This window comes from Acetivibrio mesophilus (genome assembly GCF_004102745.1).
Classification (GTDB): domain Bacteria; phylum Bacillota; class Clostridia; order Acetivibrionales; family Acetivibrionaceae; genus Hungateiclostridium; species Hungateiclostridium mesophilum.
This window is the reverse complement of sequence record NZ_RLII01000038.1, coordinates 1-22,054: the sequence shown is the minus strand read 5'-3', so window position 1 is coordinate 22,054 and position 22,054 is coordinate 1. Positions and strand designations below refer to the sequence as shown.

The window sequence follows — 22,054 nt, the reverse complement described above, 5'->3', positions numbered from 1 at the left end:
AATTTATCAAGGGAGAAATAGAACGTTATTTTTTTGATTTGGATTATTCTGCTTATGTAATAGAGCATTTTCCCTATATGGAGTTTGAGAACAGCGAATTAGCGGACAGATTTGCTCATACTGTAGATCGAGCATATGAACGTGGAAATGCTATTGGTCTGTCAGATGAAGAGTTCAGGATGGAAATTGCCAATGCTTTCAATGAATGGTTGGGCTGAAAGAGACTCGACTTTAATAAATGGCAGCGTTAAAATCTTATGTTTCTGGTTGGAAAAGTTTTCTCCTTTTCAACCAGTTTTATTTATGATTTTATTACCCCATGTGCGAGTTTATTTGACGCTTACTTGGATTTCATAATATATCTATTGCTCAAGCGACAAAAATTGTGAAAAGCTTTAATAAAAAGTTTGGTGACCAATTTTTACTTGAAGACAAAATTAAAATTGTTACGGGTAATGAAACTAAAAATATTAGAAAAATAATAAGTCCAGAAGAATTTTTTCAACGAAGTGGTGTTAGAGGAATTAATGATGCTAAAGCAGGTCAGCCGTTTTATCCATCAGGGTCCATAACTGTTACACCTGATGGTCAAATAATTATTTTGCCCGGAAGGTGGTATTAAAATGAAATGCTACGTTAACGATGAATTTATTTCAGTCGAAAAAATATCATATAGAATTTTTGGACTTGGAAATGAAGTTAATGATAGAAATGTATATAGTTACTCTCTTATCCTAAATAAAAATGAACTTTCAAATATACTTGAACAACGATTTAATGAATACATTTTGGAAAGTAAAAAAGATGATGAATTATATGGTTCACTGAAAGATGAGTTAAGTGAGTTAGGATATCCTGAATTTTCTCAAATGTTAAACTGCTATCCTAATGTATTGTGTAATTATATAAAGTCTAGTTTTCAATTAGAGTTGCTGGAAGGATGCTTAAACTCTAATAATCAAAATGACTTGAAATATATAATTAACTCTATTGATTACCTTGAAATTATAGGAGAAGATGTTATAGTAAAAGGGAGTGTTTTTGAGGCTTCAAAATAGTTATTCCTGAGAAGGTAAGATTTATATATTTTAATTAAAAAATATGGTTTGTTATAAAATTAAATGCAAAAGATAAAATGAGTAAAAAAGTTACAGCTATAGTAAGCAATCATGTATGATTTAGGTGGCCAATCCAAACATACAGGAGGTTTGACCTTACCCCGATAATTTAGACACAAAGAATGGCGGAATTTCTCCGATTTTCTTTGTATCACATAATATTTGATTTAAGCTGTATTGCTCAGCTTTTCAAAGTCATCAGGTGATCTATAGCCAAGCTTTGAATGCAGGCGTATACGGTTATAGAAGACTTCAATGTATTCAAGATGGCTAACCGGGCCTCGGCTCTGGTCTTGAACCTTGTAAAGTAAATAAGCTCTGTTTTAAGTGTACCAAAAATGACTCCATACAGGCATTATCATAGAAATTACCCTTTCGCTCATACTTTGTGTAATACCATTGCTTTTAAGTACGTTTTTGCATTCAACTGGACACCACGATCAGAATGATGAATCAGCCTCTGGATGGTCTGCAGCGGCCAATGGCTTGTTTTAAGGCATCTATGTAAAGTTGTTTTGTCATAGTGCTATCCATAGCCCAGTCCACAACCTTTCGCTGAAACAGATCAACAATAGCAGCCAGATAGAGCCATCCTTCATCCGTAGGTATGTAAGTAATATCGGCAACCCAAATCTGGTTCGGTTTTGTTGCCTTAAAGTCCTGATTTAGTATATTTGGAGCTACAGGATAGCTGTGTTCGGAGTTTGTAGTAGCCTTGAATTTCCTTTTGGTTTTAGCGGCAATATTGTTTTCTTTCATTAGCTTGGCTACACGATTTTTACCGCATTTTATTCCGTCATTGTTTAGGGCTTTGGTTACCCTGGGGCTTCCGTAAGTTTCGTGAGATACTTTATGAATCTTCTTGATTCTCTCAAGAAGATCACGGTTCAATCTCTTGCGACGACTTTCCGGTCTTGAAGACCAGGCATAATAACCGCTTCTTGATACATTAAGTATTTGGCACATCTTCTCAACAGGAAATCTGAAGCGGTATTTATGAATGATAGAATACTTTACTTCCGGTCTTTCGCGAAGATGGCCGTTACTTTTTTTAGGATTTCATTCTCCATTTCAAGATCTGCAACACGTTTTCTAAGACTTCTGAGTTCTTCATCTTCAGGCCTTAGATTACCGCTGCCGGGGAATGCATTTTCCTTATGCTTTTTGAATTCATTTATGTATTTATACATTGTATTGTCATGGATACCTATAATGATACCAGAAATTAAGACAGAGAAAACGAAAAAATAAGATAGATCATTGAAAAGAGACAAGTTTTTACACCTGAGCAAAAATAGTGTCGGAAGTTCTTCCTGAAGAAAAACATTGACTGAAATTGCTTCGAAGTATGAAGTTCGTCCAAATGCTGGTGACTCTACTGTTGAAAATATATACAATGCAGAAGGCTATAGGATAGGGAAAAAAGTTAACGGAACCTTGACAACTTATGTATATGAGTACGATAAGGTGGTACTTGAGCTAGACGGCAGCGGAAACGCCAACCGTAACGTATATGGTTTGAACCTGCTTATGCGTACTGTAGGGGAAGACAGCTATTACTATATGTACAATGGACATGCGGACGTAACAGCACTGATTAATGTTGCTACAGGAAAAGTAGATGCTACCTACTATTACGACGCATTCGGCAATATCCTTGAGTCAACCGGAAATGTAGATAACAACATAACTTATGCCGGATATCAGTATGATGAAGAGACAGGATTGTACTACCTCAATGCGAGAATGTATGATCCGAAGATTGCAAGATTTTTGCAGGAGGATACATATACTGGGTCACCGGATGATCCGCTTAGCTTGAATCTGTATACGTATGTAAAGAATAATCCGTTGATATATTATGATCCGACAGGGCATTTGGAATCAAAAATATCATATCATTTATATCAAGCAAGTGGATATAGTGAGCCTATAGATGAACTTATATTAGAAGATACAGGTGCTGGAAAGCTTCTAAAATGCAAACTTATGCAAGCTAACCAAATGGTTTTTTATGCAATATATGGGAATGTTTCGCAAGAAGCAAGAATGCAGCTTATTCGAGACTCTTATTACCTAGCGAAACAAGCAAGGTGGGAATATGCACAAACTGATGTGGTATATGGTAGCATAGTGTATGGAAAGGATTTTAATCCAGAGGTAAAACCTGTAAGTATTAATGCTCAAACAGAGTTAAAGAGATTTACACATATTCTAGAAGCTGTAGCTTTTGATTTAGGATGGAATCCAAATCCATTTGTTAAATGTGGCCTTTCTGATGAAGAAGTCATATTGCCTTTAGCAAGAATCTTGAGGGATTTTGGTTATGATGTAAATGACAAGACTGTTGCAAAAACATTTTTTGAAGTGAAGCAGCAAGTAGAAGCAGAGAGTGCAAAGAGAAACGGATGGGGAGATCTTCTTTATTATGAGTTAAATAGTATTGAATCAATAGATGCGGACCACAGAGGACATGTTATTACATATGCAACGTCTTTAACTGGCTACACTAAAGTTATGGGAGACAGTTATCGCTCAACACTTAATAGACCGTTAATTTGTAAGACGGATAGTAAAGGAAATATGATTAGCCGTCTTGAAATTATTGAATCTGGTGGTATTATTAAGCCTAACAACAATCCTAATATTAAGATTAAGCTTAAACTTAATAGAGACTTTAAAGGTTTTTTTAAGTTAAAGGAAAAGAGTAAGACAAATAACCAATTGTTAAAAACTAATTTACAATTGTTTGCTGAAGAGGGAACGCCTAAGACTACAAAGCTTTATAGGGTGATGAGTGAAGGGGAATACGAATCTTTAATGAGTAATAGACAGTTTACTGAATATGATAGAGCTATGGATTCCAAATGGTTTGCAACCAATACTAAAGACGCAGTCGAATGGGGCAAAGCATTCTATCCTGATGGAAATTACAAAATAGTAGAAATTGAAGTTCCTACAGACTCTCTAAGGCAAATGTACTTCGTTGAAAAACTAGACAATATTGGACCGGCATATTGTGCTGAACGAGATCTCATTAATAGTATCATCCAATTTATTAAGGAGGTATTACGATAATGAAAAAAACAGTAAAAGCACAGATTACATGGATTTCATATTCAGATGGCGGGAGAAAGCATCCACCTCTTGCAGGAACACGATATTGTCCTATAGTAAAATTTAAAAATATGAAAGGGAAAAATGGTGAATATTGGAGTGCTGATTTTGTATGCTCTGAAGTTGATAAAAATCATAGTGCTATAGTTGATTTTACATTTTTATCTGAGTATGCACCAATTGATTATCTAGTAAAAGGGAATCAATTTGAGCTTTTTGAGGGCAATAAAAAGGTTGCAGTAGGGATTATTGTTGAATAAAAAAATAAATTACACAACAGCGAATGATGTTTTCATTTCTTAATAAATATAAAACATGTAATTGAAGACAAATACCGAGAGATAGCCTGGCTAACCTAAAAAAGACAAGCCAGGTTTTCTTTTATCTATGCTTGACAAAATGTAATGCGATGTAATACAATAAAACCAACAAGAAATACAGGAAGTGCAATAATGTCTACAGAAAAGGATAGTATGCTTCGGGTAAGGCTTACACAAAGGCAGTCGGATGAATTGGATGCGATTATTGGTGAGCTTCAAGCACAGATGCCGGAAGCAAGCGTCACTACATCAAGTATTGCAAGACACGCTCTTGAGAAGTATGCAAGTGATCATATCGCCAAGCGTGATGGTACCAAGCTTTTCATTGAAGTCAGCACAGCACACGCCACAGACGAGGACATAAAGAATCTCTACGACCTTCTTTCGAAACTGTTTGATGAAACAAAGGAGAATTACTCACCAACGGTTCATTACATGGTTGGAGAGATTTTAGAGCCTGTGATGATGAAGATGGCAAGACTCATGAAGCTAAAGAAGCCGGAGGTGAAGGCAGGTGAGTAAGAAAAAGTACATTGTCCGCTGTCCTCATTGCAATCACAGAGTATTTGATGCCGATTATGCTGATGTTGAAATCAAATGCCCGGTGTGCAGAAAGGTTTTTGAAGTGAAGCTGGAGAAAAAGGCGGGATAAAAAGTGAATAAATCTGGCACAGAGCCACAAAGGGAGCGAATGACTCACCTATAGAGCCTGGCAGATAGTCTTAAAAACTATTTGTCAGGCTCTATTTATGTTCTCGGAGGAGGTGAGAATTTGAAAGTGACAATGATGGACGCAGCATTAAAATATGCAGAAGCCAATATCCCAGTCATACCATTGCACTGGATTTGTGAGGATGGTTCCTGCTCCTGCAAGAAGGGACAACAATGTGACAGCAAGGGAAAGCATCCGTTATATACCGGCTGGTACAATAATTCCACTACTGATGTTGAGCAAATAAAGAAATGGTGGACGAAAACACCCAATGCCAATATAGGCATTCCTACAGGGGAGAAATCCGGCTGGCTGGTGCTTGATGTAGACGATGGCGGTGATGAAACCCTATCGGCACTTGAAGCAACACATGGAAAACTTCCGGATACGGTTACTGCTGTTACAGGAAGTGGAGGTCGGCACTATGTCTTTAAATACCCTAAAGGCCGGAGTATTCCAAATAAGACCAAGTTTGCTTCGGGTCTTGATACCCGTTCAACAGGTGGACTGATTGTCGTAGCTCCAAGCATTCATGTAAGCGGTAATCGGTATGAATGGATAAAGGATCATTCTCCCTTTTACAGAACCCCGGCAGAAGCTCCAGCATGGTTATTAAAGCTCATGGAAAGGGAGGAAGTATTGCTTACACCCTTTGAAGGTAGCAGTGTTGCAGCCGAGATTAAGGAAGGCAGCCGAAACAGTACCCTGACGAGCCTTGCCGGGAGTATGAGAGCAAGGGGAATGACAGAAGAGAGCATCTATGCAGCGCTGCTTGCCGAAAACAAAGCCAGATGCAATCCTCCGCTTGATGAAGCGGAAGTTAGAAAGATAGCGCACAGCGTCAGCCGATACCAGCCAAACCCTTTGGTGAAGAAGCATTACCACAGGACAGACAGCGGGAATGCAGAAAGGCTGCGTGACAGGTTCGGCTCAATCATTAGGTATTGTCCGGCTTTTAAATACTGGCTGGTATATGACGGCTGTTGCTGGAGGAAAGAAACCGGGGAACTTATGCAGTTTGCTATAAAAACAGCAAGGGAAATGCTCGCAGAAGCAAGCCGGATAGAAGATGAAGCTACAAGGAAAGAATTAGTTCGCCATGCCATGCAGTCTGAGAACGCAGGCAGGCTTAAAGCCATGATTGATGTTGCTTCAAACCTTGAAGGCCTGATAATAAACCCTGATAAGCTGGATGCAGATATATGGAAGCTGAACTGTAAGAATGGTGTGGTAGACCTAAAGACAGGCGAACTTTTACCTCATAAGCGGGAGTACTATTTGAGCAAAATTTGCCCTGTTGAATATAATCCAGAAAGCAAGGTTCCCAGGTGGATGGAATTTCTGAATACCATTACGGGAGGAAGCAACGAGCTTGTAAGGTACCTTCAAAAGGCTGTAGGTTCATCTTTAAGCGGGGATATTTCAGAGCAGGCTCTATTCGTCCTTTATGGTACAGGCGCAAACGGAAAGAGCACATTTCTAAACACCATCTCCGACCTGTTGGGAGATTATGCAAGAAACACTCCGTCCGAAACCTTTATGGCAAAAAGGATAGAAGCGATAGGAAATGATATTGCGAGATTACAGGGAGCAAGACTTGTAACTGCCATAGAAATAAATGAGGTGCAAAGGCTTTCTGAGGCATTGATTAAAAGCTTCACAGGCGGAGACAGAATCACAGCAAGGTTCCTTTATGGAGAATACTTTGATTTCCAGCCACAGTTCACACCGTTTCTCGTAGTAAACCACAGACCAGTCATAAGGGATACCAGCCACAGCATTTGGCGGCGTATTAAGCTGATTCCCTCTACTGTCACCATTCCCGAGGATAAAAAGGATAAGCAGTTACCGGCTACGCTGAGAGAGGAGCTGTCCGGCATATTGTCATGGGCAGTTGAGGGCTGCCTTATATGGCAGAAGGAAGGACTTAATATGCCTGATGAAGTCAAAGAAGCCACAGAAGGTTACCGGGAGGAAATGGATACCTTCTCTTCATTCATTGAGGAATGCTGCATTGTGGAGGAAGGCAGGAAAGTTTCCAATCGGAGCATCAGGTGCGCTTATGAAACATGGTGCCGGGAGAATGGGGATTATCCACTTGGTCAGAAGCTGTTCAATGCAAAAATGACGGAGCGCGGCTTTGCTGTCAAACGCAGCGGAGCCAATGGCAGTAGGGACTGGCATGGCATTGGTCTTGCGGATGAGGGGATACTTTTGTGATTACTGACGACTTCTGACGTCAATTCCGTAAATTTTTATATATATTTTTTCTCATGTGAAATTTATGAAAAAAGAGTCAGTAAGAGTCAGTACGTCAGTAAACTCTCAGTACCCTGATGCAGAGGGGAGGGGGAGGTCAAATCTCTACAGTAAAGCATAAGGGCAACGGGCTGGCAGCGCCGCGTAAAAAAATGCAGATTCAAACGGGGTATTAACCCCAGACCATATTAACTAAAAAATACTAAGAAAATGGAGGATTTAAGCATGAGATTTATAGCAGATTTGGTACATGAGAAAAAGCAATTGGTAGAAAAAGCAGAAGCTATTTTAAACGAAGCGGAAAAAGCAGGTGGAAGTTTGACGAATGAACAGGAGCGACAGTTTAACCGCTACAAAAACAGAATAATGACCATTAATGACAGTATTGATGAAGAGTTATCAAAAATCAGAACCTCTGAGCCAATATTGAATATGCCACAAAAAGCTGTATCTTCTGTGGAAGAAGCAAAAACTCCGGTAACAAAGGCTATATCAAAATCATTCAGAGGGATGTTCTACGGAAATGAGACTGCCAAACTCAGCAACAATGGTTTTCATTCCATGGATGAATTCCTGAGAACACTTCACTCGGGAAGAGCTGACAACAGGCTGATAAATGCCAGTATGGTGGAAGGGATACCTGAATTCGGCGGATATTCCGTTCCGGAGGAATACGGAGCCTTCCTGATGGATAAATCCCTGGAGAATGAAATCATCCGTCCCAGAGCAACAGTATGGGCAATGGGAAGTGAAACAAAGAAAGTACCAGCCTTCGATGGTGCAGACAGGACCAATCACTTATTCGGCGGTATTTCAGGAGAATGGTTAGAAGAAGGTCAGACAGGCACACGAAAGGTAGCAAAGCTAAGGCTGATACAGCTAACAGCTAAGAAGCTGGCTTGTTTCTCACAGGCATCCAATGAACTTATTGCAGATGGGATGTCTTTTGAAGAAATGCTTGCAGGGGCACTTATTAAAGGATTGGGCTGGTACATGGACTATGCCTTTATCAATGGAACCGGTGAAGGCCAGCCTCTTGGTATTATAAATGACCCGGCGCTGATTACTGTAGATAAAGAGGACTCTCAATCAGCAGCTACGATTACCTATCAGAATGTTGTAAATATGTTCTCAAGGCTTGCTCCGTCATGTTTTACCAATGCGGTATGGCTTGCCAATCCATCGGTAATACCACAATTACTTACCATGACTATCACCATTGGTACCGGTGGCGCTCAGATACCGGTGTTCAGGGAAGAGAGCGGGAAATTCACACTGCTGGGTAAAGAGGTTTTATTCACTGAGAAATGCCCCGCATTGGGTGTTAAGGGAGATTTAATCCTCGCAGACCTTTCTCAGTATACCATAGGCATGAGAAAAGAGATTGCTCTTGACCGTTCCAATGTCCCAGGCTGGATGGAGGATATGACCGACTACAGGGTGATAGTGCGTGTAGATGGTCAGGGTACCTGGGATAAACCTATAACACCGAAAAACGGAGCAACACTCTCATGGGCAGTGGCTTTGGAAGCGAGATAGTTTGCTCAGATTTGAGCCAAGTCTGAGGTTAAGCAATACTTAGGGTGAAATGAGCAAATTGGAAGTGCTGCTCCTGCTACAAGAAGCTTTGGCAGAGGCGGTGCTCAATTCTAAAACTGATAGAAATATTGCTTTCTAAAGCATAATTGACTTGCTATATCAGCGGTTCAGAGTGATGAATGTTACTGCGGAATAAAGGCTTTAACCGTAGGAAGGGATGAAAGTGTGAGAGCAAAGATTACCACAACCATAGAGGAAGTCTTATTGAATAAAGCCAAGGCACTTGCCGAGCAAGAGAGTCTGCCTGGTGCCAATGCCATTATTGAAAGGGCGCTGGAGTTGTATTTCGCCGGTATTCAAAGTGAAGTATGGGAAAAATCGTTGTCCAGCGGCTGGATAAAGAAGCTGGTTCTCAAAAGGGATTCTATTCTGTACGAAAACATCAAGTGCAGAAAAACCATGGAGAACTACAGGCTGGAGGATTATACACGGGAAAGTTTACAGGCAAAAGGCTGGAAGAAGGTTTAGCAGCCAGTAAAAAGGCCTCTGTATTGCTCCCTGAAACGTAAAAGCGTAGGTTGCAGCCGTAAGCTTTGTTGAAACATAAGGGGAAAGTAAAGAGGAATTTGAAAGGCTACTGCAGTTATCAATACAGAAATTTATTTGGTCAGAAGCATTAAGAAATTTATGTCCAAGCGAAGCAGTAAAAGAACACTAAGAAATTTGAACTAAGGCTCGTGATGCCTGAAATCACGTAATTTGTCACACCAGGAATAGATAGGTTGGCGTTCCCTTGCGAGGATAAGGTCAAGGGACACTTCTTTACAAGAAATGTCCCTAATCGAATCTAACGCTCTTAAATTGAGGTTGCCGGTATAAGTGGTGGAGACATTGGAAAAGGAGATGATAAACATTTATCATAAACGAAACACCTGCTTTGTTGGAATTGATATGCACAAGGACGCACATTGTGCAGTTGTTATAGATTGTTGGATGAATAAACTGGGTGAGATTAACTTTGATAACAGACCATCCAGATTTCCCGCATTCGTTGAGGATGTTAGGAAGATTTGCGGTACAAAGGAAATTGTATTCGGACTTGAAGATACCAGAGGATTCGGCAGAAACCTTACTGCCTATCTGGTCGGTAGGAAGTTTGAAGTCAAGCACGTAAATCCTGCCTATACAAGCGCTGTAAGACTGGCAAACCCCATTATTTACAAGGATGACCCCTATGATGCCTATTGTGTGGCAAGGGTGCTCAGGGATATGGTAGACACTTTGCAGGATGCCAAACATGAGGATATATTCTGGACAATACGGCAAATGGTGAAAAGACGGGATTTGCTTGTAAAGGGCAATGTGATGAACAAGAACCAGCTCCACAGCCAGCTTTCCTACAGTTACCCATCTTACAGGAAATTTTTTGCCATGATTGATTCCAAGAGTGCCTTATGTTTCTGGGAGAACTACCCGTCACCGGAGTATATATGGAACACAACACCGTAAGAAATATATCAGACGATAAAGCCGGTGCATCAGGCGCTTAAAATACAGCGCATTCATGAGATTATATCCATGATTGAAAGGGATGGAGACACAAGAAAGGACTATCAGCCCGAAAGGAATTTTATAGTCAGAAACATCGTAAAGGATATCAGGAACAAAAAGGAGTTGATAGCCGAAATTGACGATGAACTAAGAAAGCTGATACCTTTAACAGGCTATAAGCTACATACAATGCCGGGTATCGACCTTGTTACAGAAGCGCAGATTATATCTGAAATCGGGGATATTAACCGTTTCCCTGACTCAGACAAGCTGGCTCGGTTTATGGGCTTGGCACCTGTGCAATTCAGCTCTGCCGGAAAGGGCAAAGACCAAAGGTGCAGGAATGGTAATAGAGCATTAAATGCAATATTTCACTTTCTAGCAATCCAGATGGTAGCTATTTCACCGTCAGGAAAGCCAAGACACCCTGTATTCAGGGAGTATTTTCAGCAGGAGGTTAAAGAGGGCAAGAACAAGCCACAGGCACTTGTGTGCGTGGCAAGGCGGCTTGTGAGGATAATCTACGGCATGATGAAAACTAAGACTGAATACAGGCCATATGAGAAGGCTGACGACAAGAACTGATTTCATATTCTGGAAGCAAAGCAATGGAAGATAATTCTTTTTTAATTGAGATATGGTAGCAGGAATTATATAATATATATAATCCCGTAGTGAGCGAACTAGAAATGCTCCTACAGCTAATTATAATGGTGATAATGTTAGAGTATATCGTAGAGGGAATGATTTTACAGTATGAATAAAATGAATATTTATTTTTCAGAGGATTCTGAATTAGCCGAGTATGAAGCTATAAGCAAAGGGTACAGAACAGATATATTTGTTAAGATAGAAGATGTTTTCTATAATGTACGTGCATATACTATGCTTAGATTGCAGCAGGATTTTGAGTCTGAAAATGAGGATTATGGATACTATACAGTGGATCCAAACTTAATACTAGTAAAAGACGCAAATAGAAGTGAAATAGCTTTCACAATAGGAAAACTCTATGAGCAAAAATATTTTGAAGAAATTAAACCGGTAGAAAAAGTTGATATAAGCTCTCTTAAAAGAATCTATTAAGCGGTAGAGGAAATGTCATATACGGTTTAAGCCGGGGAGGCACATCTTTTTGTTAGTTCAAAACCTTAGTAGTTTGGAAATAAAACCAACTGGGCAAGATGAAAAAGGTACTACAACAAGGAATCATGACGAACTTGGCAGAGTAATGACAAAGGGTGTATGAGACAGTGGAAAAGTTGAATATACATATGATATAACATTGAAGTTGGTGAATATCTGGTCTTACGGTATGGTAAAAGCACATTCAGGGTAAAGCCTGATTTGCTTAAATTTGTTAGCGAACCGTGTTTTGAGATTGGCTGCGGGGTAAAGCTTGCAAAGGATACTACACAAGAAGGTATAATAGAAGAAATGCACTGGTATTACAAGGATGAAGTTCCAATATATTATCTTTCTATTAATGGAAGAAAGAAATGAGCAGTTGGATCAATTGCTGGAAGCATTCATGGCTACACTTCCAAAGGAACTTAAGGTTAGGCTTTTACTGTGTGCATAAAAACAGGAATCATGATACTTGCTTAAAGCCAAATATTAAATTCTCAAGGTGCATAGAGATTATTAATCTGCGAAGCTTAAGTAATTAATAAATGGGGTGAAAAAGTGGAACTTTACAAAGAAATTTTAAAAGTAGATTCTCAAAAAGATTTTGTCAAATTTATAAAACTTTTATTACTTGATTTTAAGAAAAATCAAGATGAATGGGAAAATAGAACTGTTGATAGCTATCTAGAAGGTATTTTAGCATGGATTGATGATATGGATGGTTATTTTGAAAACAACAATATAAAAAAACCAGAGAATATTAGTTGGAATTTTTTCGCCAATGCTTTATATGCAGCTAGGATTTATGAATAGTTTGAAATTGAAAAAATATGCAGATTACTAAAATATCATCAAGATAAAATGTATTTCTAACAATCTCACAGACAAAAGCAAACAGCAAAATTAATGAGGACAATACATAAAAGAATGAATAGAAGCAAGGAAAAATAATACTGTTATTGTTGACCAAAATATCTCAGAGGAAAATAACTTTGCACAAAAATGAGTTGGTGTGTTGACAAATTCCACTTGTATTGTAACGGTAAAGGAAATATAATGTAATTATGTTAATAGAAGCATAAACCGTACAAAATCAAGATATAAAACACAAAACAAGTCTCAATTATTAAGATCTTATTATACACTTTATGTATAAAGACTTAATATCAGATTATTTAATGCTTCAATTCGTTGTGAAAAGCAGAAAGGGGGATATATATGGAGATGCAAATATGGTTGATAGAATTAGTAGCAGAACTTTTAATCTTTATGCTCAAAGTCTTTTCTCTGGTATTATCTATTATATTGTTTATTTATTGGATCAAAAAATTATCGCAAAAAAACAGTAAGTTTAATCGTGATAAACTTGTGCCTGAAAACCCGGAGGTTCTATGGGGATGCCCTGAATGCGGCAATAGCAATCCAAATACAACTTTTATATGAAACAAATGTGGTTATAGAATTCGATAGTTTATTTTGATACATAGATGGCATCTCAATAACAAGGTTGACACTTGTTATCCAATGTGATAATATTAAGATAACATTTGTTATCCTTGTTAGGAGGGAGGTCTTGTATATGAAGAAGCCTGCATTATCGGATGGTGAATGGAAGCTTATGAATCTTTTGTGGGAAAAGTCTCCCCGCACCATTGCCGAGATGGTTGCTGCTCTGAAAGATGATACTGCATGGACAAAGGCTACCATAAATATTATGTTGGGGCGTATGATAAAGAAAGGGGCAGTACGCTGTGACGATAGCGGACGTTCTAAGCTATTCTACCCGATCATTAACAAAGAGCAAGCTGCTATCTATGAAACCGAAAATTTCCTTTCCAAAGTCTATAACGGAAGCCTAAGTATGATGATAGCTTCGTTGGCTGGGCAGAAAGCTCTGAAAGCTGAGGATATTGAGGAATTATATAAGGTTTTGAATGAGGCCGAAGAGGAGGTGAAAAAGTGATAGAGTGGATCATTACTTCCTCTGGATTGATTGTGGCAATAATACTTCTTCGCTTTTTATTCCGCAAAAAAATTAGTCGTAGACTGCAGTATGCCCTGTGGATTCCTGTACTCCTGCGGCTCCTGTTGCCTTTTACCTTTGGAGAAAGTGCTTTAAGCATCATGAACTGGACAGAGCTTCAAAAAAGTAATGCCATTACGCATATTTCCAACCCTTCGAATATGCCGGAATATTTGCCTGGCCAGCCGTTAAATGACGCAACACACGCACAGAATGAGACAAGAACGCAGACCAATGGGAAAATTGATACGGGAAAGACTCTAGGCCCAACCTTTACAATTGGAAAAGTACTTTCTGTTGCGTGGATGCTTGGCAGCTGCGTTATTGGCCTATTGTTCATAGGAGTAAATACAGCCTTTTACATGAAGCTTCGAAGGAGCAGAAAGCCTTATTTAGCTTCTTTGAGTGAGATGAAAGATACTGAAGTTAATTATATTAATAATTGTCGCAGACCATTATATGTGACGGAAGAAATAATATCGCCCTGCCTGTTCGGGTTCCCATATCCGTCAATTTATCTTACACCCAAGGCTGTATCTACCGAGGTAAAAACCGAATATATCATAACTCACGAGCTTTGTCACCTAAAAAACGGTGATCATATGTGGTCGGTCCTAAGAGGAATATGCCTTGTAATATGGTGGTGGAACCCTCTGGTGTGGATTTCGGCAGTGCTTTCGCAAATAGATTCAGAACTTGCCTGCGATGAAGCATCCATAAAGCATATAGGTGAAAACTCGAGATTTTCCTATGGCCGTACTCTTATTGATATGATCGCTGTCCGAAGAACGATAGGCGGACTTATGGGTACTGCCACGACCATGGTATCAGGAAAGCAAAACATGAAAGAGAGGATTAATATGATTGTGAAAAAGCCAAAAACCTATATCTCAGCCGTGATTGCTGTGCTGATTATAACTATAATCTGTGTGGGTTGTACCTTTACCGGAGCTGAAAAGCACGTCTCTCCTGATGATACTGAAACCGGCATTGTTATGGAAGGCGTTGATGTACCGGGAGATGTACTGGAGGCTGCAAAGCTTGAAGTCGAGCAGTTATTTAAAATATACTGTGAGGACTATCCGCATTACGGATATGTCGATTGGAGAATTGAAAATTTAAATTACAGTTACACATATGAAGATCTTGATGGTATGAGACTGGTTATATATCAAATGAATTATGAATTACTTTCAAAGTCACCGGAGAATGTCGTACTAGCGGGAGGTATGTATATAACTGAGGATAATTGGGTTATGCCCAACTATAGAAATTGTACTTACCTTATTTTCCGTCAGGACGGTGATACCCTTAAGTTCCTAAACTCCATGATGGAAAACGATTGTACACCGGGGACGGAGCTTTTTACCGATGATTTGCGGAGGATATTGTCAAGAATAGAGAATTATGAGCATTCCAGTTTTTCTGAGTACTCCGTTTTTGTTGATGGAAAGTACCTTGTATTGGGAGTATATGATGGCGATTTTCCTTGGGGTTATTCTTTGACGGAAATAAGCCGCGAAAAGTGGGATAGTGATGGATTTCGTAATATAAATAAAGTAATATGCGATGATTTGATAGTTACTTATATGCAGGCCTCTGAAGAAGGAAGGTGGTCAGTGACTTATATTGCTACGACTTCTCCTAAAATCATGACATATCGAGGTATCACTTGCGGAATGAGCGAAACTGAGCTTAAAAATGCCTACGGAGATGATTTGGTTTATTCAGAGATGTATGCAGACGACAACAATCCGGTTGCAGAATATGACTATGTATATGGTTATGCCCCAGCTAGAGATAATACATGCAATCACATAGCATTTTTAATCAAGGATGGTGTGATTTGCGGCATAGAAATTAAAAACTTGATCGATGGACGTCTGTTCCAATAGAATAAAGGCTTGTAACAGTTTGTCAAATTTTATACCCCCAACAGAGTGATAAAAAGTATAAAAATTTTACAAAAAACTATTGCGAATTTTTTCTTTATAGCGTAGTATAATGTTAGCATTTCCACAAAATAGGTTAGAAATTTATTATATATAAAAACAACTCTGAGGGGGAGATGTACGAATGAAAAAGAAAGTTATGCTAAAGCAGAAGCTTTTAAGGGTATCTATTATTCTCATCGCATTATTTACAGCCGCGATCTTTTTTGTAACGAATAGCAAGGTTACCAATCTAGTGGAGAAGAGCATATCACTAAAATTGGACTACATTTCAAACCTGGGGATGGACATCATCGAAAGTAAATATGATGGGAATTGGAATGTGAAGAATGGAAAGTTGTATAGAGGAGAAAATCTGATAAACAACGAGTCTCAAGTTTTAGACGGAATCAAAGAAAAAACAGGTTCAATCGCGACTGTGTTTCTTGGCGATGAAAAAGTGGCAACAAACGAGCTTGACAGTGATGGTATCAGAACAATTGGAGCTAAGGTCTCAAATGAGGTGACTGAAAGAGTTTTGAAAAAAGGTGTTGCCTATGAAGGAACAGAAAATGTTCTTGGCGAAACATATGCCGTAAAATATGTACCGATAAAAGACAATGCCGGTAAAGTATTGGGAATATGGTTCGTCGGTATGCCAAAAACCAATATTGGCAGTAAGGACAGTCAGATATTTACTATGAGGATTTCAATTGTTGTCATCTCCATATTATGCGGTATACTGGGATGCTTATTATTGATGCTCTATACGAAGAAATTCTTGAATGATATAGATACACTTAAGGTTTCGTTCCTTGAATCCAATTCAAAAGGCAATAAAACTCAGCGCAAGGTTTTAATGCTTTCGCTGTTCCTTATAGGTACATTCTTTCTGATTTGGTTTACTGTACAGGGCTTCACAATCGGTAATGTCGTTAACAACCTTGAAGACAGCAATATGAAGGATAGGTTGAATGCATGTTCACAGTTGGGAGAGATGCTGATTGATGAAACTTATAAGGGAAATTGGACGGTTAGTTATGACAAGCTGTATAAAGGCTCCAATTCTTTGAACAATGACTCTGTGATAGCAGATAAAATTGGTTCCGATACAGAATTCATTTCAACTATTTTTATGGGAGACACAAGGATTGCTACAAATATTTCGAAGGCTGACGGGACAAAACCCATAGGAGCTAAAGCGGCTAAGGAAGTTGTAGAGACTGTTTTAAAACAGGGTAAGGAATATGTCGGAGAAATTACTGTTGCCGAAAAAAGATGCATTGAAAAATATATGCCACTGAAAGATAGCACCGGTCAAGTAATCGGTATGTGGGCTATAGGTGTTGAGAAGAAGGTTAGTATCAGGCAGATAAAGGATTTGAGAAAAGCTATATCACAAATCAGTATATTAGCCATACTAATAGCATTTGGAACGTTTTTAGTATTGTCCGTAAAGATGGTATCGGATATAAGGAACTATAATGTTTGTTTGAGTACAAGAGTCAGTGAAGATAGTTCTTATTAACTTTGATTGGGAAAATTAATTAAATTTTAGACACAAGCCGGATACGATAAGGTTATCCGGCTGTTGTTGTTTTTAGAATTGATATAATTGCATGGCCAAAATTTCAGACAATGTGATATGCTAAAATACATCATGAAACATGACGAAAAATGACAAAAGGACGAGTAAAAAATGATAAGCCAATACATGCAAAAATGGATGATGGAGAAAAGAACAGAAGAATATGATAAGATTCACTTGGATAAAGGAACTTATAAGATACTTTGAAATCAAGGGTATGTCAACAGGATAATGGACTCTCCTATAAAAGTCAGAAACAACTACGAGCTATCAAAGGATGGAATGAGCTATATGTGCAAAACTGCGCCTAAAGACGGTAGCGGGGTATCTCTATACATTAAAAAGGGGCTATTGACTGGTGGCAATAAAACAATTCCTGTAAAAGCAGTTGTTTTTGATAATAAAACTATGTGTGACTATAGTGTTAAATGGCCGCTTCTTGATAAAGTCGAAAATGCTTTTGTATGGCTCAATCTAATAACCGCTTTAATTCTTTGGATATGATTACTCTTGATGTGACAAAAGTAGAAGGACTTATCGATGGAAGGTATATTATTTTTGGTCTGGCAATGGCAGGAGTATCAGTGTTTTTTAGATGGGTGATCAGGATGGGAGCGTATAAATGGAGGCATAAACAGGTGATTTTGGCACTGATTGCAGGTTTCTGGAGAATATGTGCTGTCATTTTTCCTATGATAGTGGGGCTCGTGCTGCTTGTTGCTTAATCGCGAATCATCCGTTTTGCTCTTTATATTTGTCTTTTAGCTGCAAAGGCAGCAAAAGTAAAATATCCCGAAATTCAAAGACTGGATGGGGTTCCCCTGATACATCCAATTTATTGCTGGCGGGATGTTAGCTATTCTTATGCGGTAAATTTGTAATGTTATTTTACATAGCAATATTACTTCGACGATACTATATTTGAAATGTTGGAAAACCATTAAACAATATACCGTGGAAAGAAAAGCCTCGAGGATGCAGGGATGGAGCAAAGATGGGAGACAGATTATAGGGGGTGAGAAGGCAGGTCCCGAAATGTCCATACCATAACAGCAGAATCTGCTTTGAAATAATTGGAACACTTGGCTCGATGATTCCTCGGGAAGTATTGTGCAACATGTAATATGATGATAAAATGTAAAAAAGTTAAGTCTTGGAATTTGGATAAAAGGGGTTTGGAAAAATGGCTCAATTATATGATATGCCTTTGGAGGAATTGCAGAAATATAAGCCTTCATTGACAAAGCAGAAAGATTTTGATGAGTTTTGGGAAAAAAGCCTTCAAGAACTGGCTAAGACTCCTATTAAATATGAATTGATACCGTATGATTTCCCGGCACGGAGAGTGAAGGTCTTCAGGGTGGAATATCAGGGATTTAAAGGCGCAAATATAGAAGGGTGGCTGGCCATTCCGGAGGGGGAAGGGTTGCATCCGGGGCTTGTACGGTTTCATGGGTACAACTGGGCGTTGGATGGCTGTATTCCCGATGTTGTCAATTGGGCTTTAAACGGATATGTCACACTTCAGATGCTTGTTCGGGGACAACAGGGAAGAAGTGTGGACAACATTGTTCCTAGTAGCGGACATACTGTAGGCTGGATGTCGAAAGGTATTTTATCACAGGAGGAGTATTACTACAGAGGAGTATACATGGATGCAGTTCGTGCTGTTGAAGTTTTGGCTTCACTGCCCTGTGTGGATGAGTCAAGGATAGGAGTCACAGGGGGAAGCCAAGGAGGAGGACTTACTCTGGCAACGGCAGCTCTATCCGATATACCTAAGGTGGCGGCTGCGGATTATCCATTTCTGGCGCATTTTGAGCGTGCAATTGATGTTGCACCAGATGGTCCGTATCTGGAAATCAACGAATATTTAAGAAGGAATAGCGGTGAAGAGATAGAAAGACAGGTAAAAAAAACCCTTTCCTATTTTGATGTTATGAATCTGGCTCCCCGCATAAAATGTCGCACTTGGATTTGCACCGGGCTTGTGGATGAGATTACACCACCATCAACGATTTTTGCAGTGTACAATCATTTGAAGTGTCCAAAGGAAATCTCAGTATTCAGATATTTTGGACATGAACATATACCTGGCAGTATTGAAACGAAGCTAAGAATACTAATGGATATGCTGAATCCGTGATTAAAATTTAAATATACTATATATATCGGGCTCCGGGATGATGTATCAACAACGGTGCTATAAGGTGTTATAATTAGAAAAGTCGATGGTTATATTAGCAGAAAGGAGGTTTTCTAAATGAACGCAATAGAGGTTAGAGAATTAAGCAAATCCTACGACGGTGAAAAATACGCTTTGGAAGGGATAAGTTTTTCCATACCCCAGGGGGAGATATTTGGCTTTCTTGGACCCAATGGTTCGGGTAAGACAACAACAGTCAGGATTTTAAACGGTATACTGAGTCCCTCTGGCGGAAGTGCCTCGGTTATGAATGTTGATGTATTAAAAGATCCCGTAAAAATTCATTCCTTTTGTGGTGTAATGACCGAGACTGCTCTTGCATATGAAAATCTCACAGGTGAAGAAAATTTGCGTTTTTTCGGCAGCATGCATGGATTGACGAAAGATGAGATTCGGGAACGCAGCGATAGAATTTTAAAATCCTTGGAGCTATATGAAGTAAAGGACAAAAAGGTGAAAAGCTACAGTACAGGAATGAAGAAGAGAATACAATTGGCAAAAGCACTTCTGCACAATCCTAAAATACTGTTTTTGGATGAACCGACGTCCGGCCTTGACCCGGAGGCGGCAATGAATGTTACCCAAATGATCAGAAAACTTTCTAAGGAGAACGGTGTAACGGTACTTCTTTGCACTCATCAACTAAAATACGCTGAGGAAATTTGTACTCTATACGGTTTTATTGATAAAGGGAAAATGCTTGGGTTCGGGACGTTATCCCAGCTACTGAGCAAAAAGAACAGTAGTGTTTTTCTTGAGATTCGAGGCGAGAATATACCTAAGATAGACAAGTTGGAGAACAAGGAGGATAGAACAATGCGTATCCCCATAAAGGACGATGCAGAAGCTTCAGCTTTGATTCAAGAGATTATTGCAAAAGGCGGCAAAATATATGAAGCGCGTCAGGTTCGCTGGAATCTGGAGGACCTGTATTTTGCATACCAGAAGGAGGGCACAAAATGAAAGCAGTACAGAAGGCAATTATTTATAAGGATATAAAAGAAATAATCTCGAACAAGCAGACGCTTGTACCTATGATTGTAGTTCCTCTTATAATAATGGTGGTTTTACCCGCAGGTTTAATGGTTGCTGCCGCTTATGGAGAGGGAACCCTCAACGGTATGGACGAAATTATAAAGATTATTAAAGACACCTTTATCTATGAAAATGAATCTCAATTGATAGTTGAACTAGCGGTAAACTATATGTTTCCCAATCTATTTCTGCTGATTCCTATTATGGCATCCAGTATTATTGCAGCAAGTAGCTTCGTGGGGGAAAAGGAAAGGAAGACCATGGAATCTCTCCTTTATACACCGATGAGCATAAAACAGCTTTTTACAGCAAAGGTGATAGGTACTGCCATACCGGCTTATATCATATCCTTAATGTGTTTTGTTGTATTTGGAATTATCGTTAATATAGGCGGATGGTTTTACTTTGGAAGACTTATTTTCCCCAATCTTAAGTGGATCATTTTAGTTTTGTGGGTAACCCCGGCAGTAACGATACTGGCAATAGCAATTATGGTTATTGTATCGGCTAAAGCTGAAACTTTTCAGGATGCACAGCAGATGAGTGGATTTATCGTTGTTCCTGTTATTCTTCTTTTTGTTGGACAGGTATCGGGGCTGTTTATGCTAAATACTTTGATTTTACTTGCGGCAGGAGCAGTTTTGTATGTGGCGGACTATATTCTAATCAAAGTCGCATCGGGTAAATTTATGCCGGAAAAGCTGGTCTAGACCTGATTTTATCGACAGAATTTTATGTTTTGCGCAATATTGTGTTTAATCGAGGGAAATGTAGAAAAAACGAGATAAATGTTTGTATATGCGATTAAAGCTTGTTTTTGGGATGTTAATGCAGTTGAATCAACCATAGGTTTGGTGGTATATTGTTAAAGCTGTCGCTGATAGCACTTCAGAACTTGAGAAATTAAGCATTAGAGCTAACTGGTTAAAAGTGTTAAGAAAAAAGTGTTGACAAAACACACGCGACATGTTAAGATAGAATTCCGCGCTGAGGAAATGGCGCGAAACGCTTAGAACAAGCGGATATGGACTTTGAAAAGTGAACAGTGTAAGATAACATGGAACTCGTTAAGTAATTTTGAGTAAGTAATTAAGAGCCAAAAAGGCTTTCTAATAAAAGTTTAAATCTTTTTTTAGAGAGTTTGATCCTGGCTCAGGACGAACGCTGGCGGCGTGCCTAACACATGCAAGTCGAGCGGAGATATATAGAAGGTTTACCGGAAATATATCTTAGCGGCGGACGGGTGAGTAACGCGTGGGCAACCTGCCTCATACAGGGGGATAACACAGGGAAACTTGTGCTAATACCGCATGATATCATTGTATGGCATCATACGATGATCAAAGGAGCAATCCGGTATGAGATGGGCCCGCGTCCGATTAGCTAGTTGGTGAGGTAAAGGCTCACCAAGGCGACGATCGGTAGCCGAACTGAGAGGTTGATCGGCCACATTGGGACTGAGACACGGCCCAGACTCCTACGGGAGGCAGCAGTGGGGAATATTGCGCAATGGGGGAAACCCTGACG

21 protein-coding genes, 1 rRNA gene and 3 pseudogenes are annotated in these 22,054 nt (G+C 39.2%); 24 read left to right on the top strand and 1 reads right to left on the bottom strand.

Annotated elements, in window-relative coordinates; all coding sequences use genetic code 11:
* The 3 genes from EFD62_RS17665 to EFD62_RS15980 form a co-directional block, all read left to right on the top strand.
* A partial coding sequence (locus EFD62_RS17665) for a hypothetical protein (protein ID WP_162302530.1) occupies positions 1–218 on the top strand: 218 nt, incomplete at its 5' end.
* Positions 219–385: 167 nt separating this feature from the next.
* Complete coding sequence (locus EFD62_RS15985) at positions 386–622, top strand: MBL fold metallo-hydrolase (protein ID WP_069196056.1); 237 nt, start codon at positions 386–388, stop codon at positions 620–622.
* 1 nt (position 623) lies between these two features.
* Positions 624–1,058, top strand: a complete 435-nt coding sequence (locus tag EFD62_RS15980; protein ID WP_128706468.1) for a hypothetical protein — start codon at positions 624–626, stop codon at positions 1,056–1,058.
* A gap of 227 nt (positions 1,059–1,285) precedes the next feature.
* Here the strand turns inward: EFD62_RS15980 and EFD62_RS15975 are convergent.
* Positions 1,286–2,335 (bottom strand): annotated as a pseudogene (locus EFD62_RS15975) (IS3 family transposase); the annotation flags it as partial.
* Positions 2,336–2,486: 151 nt separating this feature from the next.
* Here EFD62_RS15975 and EFD62_RS18360 point away from each other — a divergent pair.
* From EFD62_RS18360 to EFD62_RS15880, 21 genes and pseudogenes are all read left to right on the top strand, one after another.
* Positions 2,487–2,996: pseudogene (locus EFD62_RS18360) on the top strand (RHS repeat-associated core domain-containing protein); the annotation flags it as partial.
* Between the two features lie 1,199 nt (positions 2,997–4,195).
* Positions 4,196–4,495: a hypothetical protein gene (locus EFD62_RS15965; protein WP_069196061.1), complete on the top strand. Its 300-nt coding sequence runs from the start codon at positions 4,196–4,198 to the stop codon at positions 4,493–4,495.
* A gap of 192 nt (positions 4,496–4,687) precedes the next feature.
* Entirely contained in the window at positions 4,688–5,077 is a 390-nt protein-coding gene (locus tag EFD62_RS15960) for a hypothetical protein (protein WP_069196062.1), read from the top strand.
* Positions 5,070–5,207: a hypothetical protein gene (locus EFD62_RS17805; protein WP_003513997.1), complete on the top strand. Its 138-nt coding sequence runs from the start codon at positions 5,070–5,072 to the stop codon at positions 5,205–5,207. The genes EFD62_RS15960 and EFD62_RS17805 overlap by 8 nt, the downstream gene beginning before the upstream one ends.
* A gap of 126 nt (positions 5,208–5,333) precedes the next feature.
* Positions 5,334–7,487: a phage/plasmid primase, P4 family gene (locus EFD62_RS15955; RefSeq protein WP_235832682.1), complete on the top strand. Its 2,154-nt coding sequence runs from the start codon at positions 5,334–5,336 to the stop codon at positions 7,485–7,487.
* A 264-nt stretch (positions 7,488–7,751) separates the two neighbouring features.
* Positions 7,752–9,065, top strand: a complete 1,314-nt coding sequence (locus EFD62_RS15950; RefSeq protein ID WP_128706467.1) for a phage major capsid protein — start codon at positions 7,752–7,754, stop codon at positions 9,063–9,065.
* A 225-nt stretch (positions 9,066–9,290) separates the two neighbouring features.
* Positions 9,291–9,593: a hypothetical protein gene (locus EFD62_RS15945; RefSeq protein WP_194087101.1), complete on the top strand. Its 303-nt coding sequence runs from the start codon at positions 9,291–9,293 to the stop codon at positions 9,591–9,593.
* A 351-nt stretch (positions 9,594–9,944) separates the two neighbouring features.
* A pseudogene (locus EFD62_RS15940) lies at positions 9,945–11,201 on the top strand (IS110 family RNA-guided transposase).
* Positions 11,202–11,372: 171 nt separating this feature from the next.
* Positions 11,373–11,702 (top strand): hypothetical protein, encoded by a 330-nt coding sequence (locus EFD62_RS15935; protein WP_069196066.1) that lies wholly within the window; start codon positions 11,373–11,375, stop codon positions 11,700–11,702.
* A gap of 261 nt (positions 11,703–11,963) precedes the next feature.
* A complete protein-coding gene (locus tag EFD62_RS17555; RefSeq protein WP_155522911.1) occupies positions 11,964–12,119 on the top strand; it encodes a hypothetical protein in 156 nt (51 codons plus the stop codon).
* Between the two features lie 183 nt (positions 12,120–12,302).
* Entirely contained in the window at positions 12,303–12,557 is a 255-nt protein-coding gene (locus tag EFD62_RS15930) for a DUF7660 family protein (protein ID WP_069196067.1), read from the top strand.
* A 405-nt stretch (positions 12,558–12,962) separates the two neighbouring features.
* Positions 12,963–13,187, top strand: coding sequence for a hypothetical protein (locus EFD62_RS15925; RefSeq protein ID WP_235832681.1), 225 nt, complete (start codon positions 12,963–12,965; stop codon positions 13,185–13,187).
* A 136-nt stretch (positions 13,188–13,323) separates the two neighbouring features.
* Entirely contained in the window at positions 13,324–13,707 is a 384-nt protein-coding gene (locus EFD62_RS15920; protein ID WP_069196069.1) for a BlaI/MecI/CopY family transcriptional regulator, read from the top strand.
* A complete protein-coding gene (locus EFD62_RS15915) occupies positions 13,704–15,662 on the top strand; it encodes a M56 family metallopeptidase (protein WP_128706465.1) in 1,959 nt (652 codons plus the stop codon). Before EFD62_RS15920 ends, EFD62_RS15915 begins: the two co-directional genes overlap by 4 nt.
* A 181-nt stretch (positions 15,663–15,843) precedes the next feature.
* Positions 15,844–17,226, top strand: coding sequence for a cache domain-containing protein (locus tag EFD62_RS15910; protein WP_069196071.1), 1,383 nt, complete (start codon positions 15,844–15,846; stop codon positions 17,224–17,226).
* Between the two features lie 351 nt (positions 17,227–17,577).
* A complete protein-coding gene (locus tag EFD62_RS15905) occupies positions 17,578–17,790 on the top strand; it encodes a hypothetical protein (RefSeq protein ID WP_162302531.1) in 213 nt (70 codons plus the stop codon).
* On the top strand, positions 17,751–18,011 hold the full coding sequence (locus EFD62_RS15900; protein WP_128706463.1) for a hypothetical protein: 261 nt from the start codon (positions 17,751–17,753) through the stop codon (positions 18,009–18,011). Before EFD62_RS15905 ends, EFD62_RS15900 begins: the two co-directional genes overlap by 40 nt.
* A 458-nt stretch (positions 18,012–18,469) precedes the next feature.
* A complete protein-coding gene (locus EFD62_RS15895) occupies positions 18,470–19,432 on the top strand; it encodes an acetylxylan esterase (RefSeq protein WP_128706462.1) in 963 nt (320 codons plus the stop codon).
* 117 nt (positions 19,433–19,549) lie between these two features.
* On the top strand, positions 19,550–20,455 hold the full coding sequence (locus tag EFD62_RS15890; RefSeq protein WP_069196075.1) for an ABC transporter ATP-binding protein: 906 nt from the start codon (positions 19,550–19,552) through the stop codon (positions 20,453–20,455).
* Positions 20,452–21,237 (top strand): ABC transporter permease subunit, encoded by a 786-nt coding sequence (locus EFD62_RS15885; protein WP_069196076.1) that lies wholly within the window; start codon positions 20,452–20,454, stop codon positions 21,235–21,237. The genes EFD62_RS15890 and EFD62_RS15885 overlap by 4 nt, the downstream gene beginning before the upstream one ends.
* Before the next feature lie 419 nt (positions 21,238–21,656).
* A 16S ribosomal RNA gene (locus EFD62_RS15880) occupies positions 21,657–22,054 on the top strand; the annotation flags it as partial.

Excerpts from the sequence above, each read along its gene's own strand:
- EFD62_RS15980 (WP_128706468.1), top strand. The coding sequence starts at position 624 with ATGAAATGCTACGTTAACGATGAATTTATTTCAGTCGAAAAAATATCA.
- EFD62_RS15965 (WP_069196061.1), top strand. The coding sequence starts at position 4,196 with ATGAAAAAAACAGTAAAAGCACAGATTACATGGATTTCATATTCAGAT.
- EFD62_RS15960 (WP_069196062.1), top strand. The coding sequence starts at position 4,688 with ATGTCTACAGAAAAGGATAGTATGCTTCGGGTAAGGCTTACACAAAGG.
- EFD62_RS15950 (WP_128706467.1), top strand. The coding sequence starts at position 7,752 with ATGAGATTTATAGCAGATTTGGTACATGAGAAAAAGCAATTGGTAGAA.
- EFD62_RS15935 (WP_069196066.1), top strand. The coding sequence starts at position 11,373 with ATGAATAAAATGAATATTTATTTTTCAGAGGATTCTGAATTAGCCGAG.
- EFD62_RS15925 (WP_235832681.1), top strand. The coding sequence starts at position 12,963 with ATGGAGATGCAAATATGGTTGATAGAATTAGTAGCAGAACTTTTAATC.
- EFD62_RS15920 (WP_069196069.1), top strand. The coding sequence starts at position 13,324 with ATGAAGAAGCCTGCATTATCGGATGGTGAATGGAAGCTTATGAATCTT.
- EFD62_RS15910 (WP_069196071.1), top strand. The coding sequence starts at position 15,844 with ATGAAAAAGAAAGTTATGCTAAAGCAGAAGCTTTTAAGGGTATCTATT.
- EFD62_RS15905 (WP_162302531.1), top strand. The coding sequence starts at position 17,578 with ATGTGCAAAACTGCGCCTAAAGACGGTAGCGGGGTATCTCTATACATT.
- EFD62_RS15900 (WP_128706463.1), top strand. The coding sequence starts at position 17,751 with ATGGCTCAATCTAATAACCGCTTTAATTCTTTGGATATGATTACTCTT.
- EFD62_RS15895 (WP_128706462.1), top strand. The coding sequence starts at position 18,470 with ATGGCTCAATTATATGATATGCCTTTGGAGGAATTGCAGAAATATAAG.
- EFD62_RS15890 (WP_069196075.1), top strand. The coding sequence starts at position 19,550 with ATGAACGCAATAGAGGTTAGAGAATTAAGCAAATCCTACGACGGTGAA.
- EFD62_RS15885 (WP_069196076.1), top strand. The coding sequence starts at position 20,452 with ATGAAAGCAGTACAGAAGGCAATTATTTATAAGGATATAAAAGAAATA.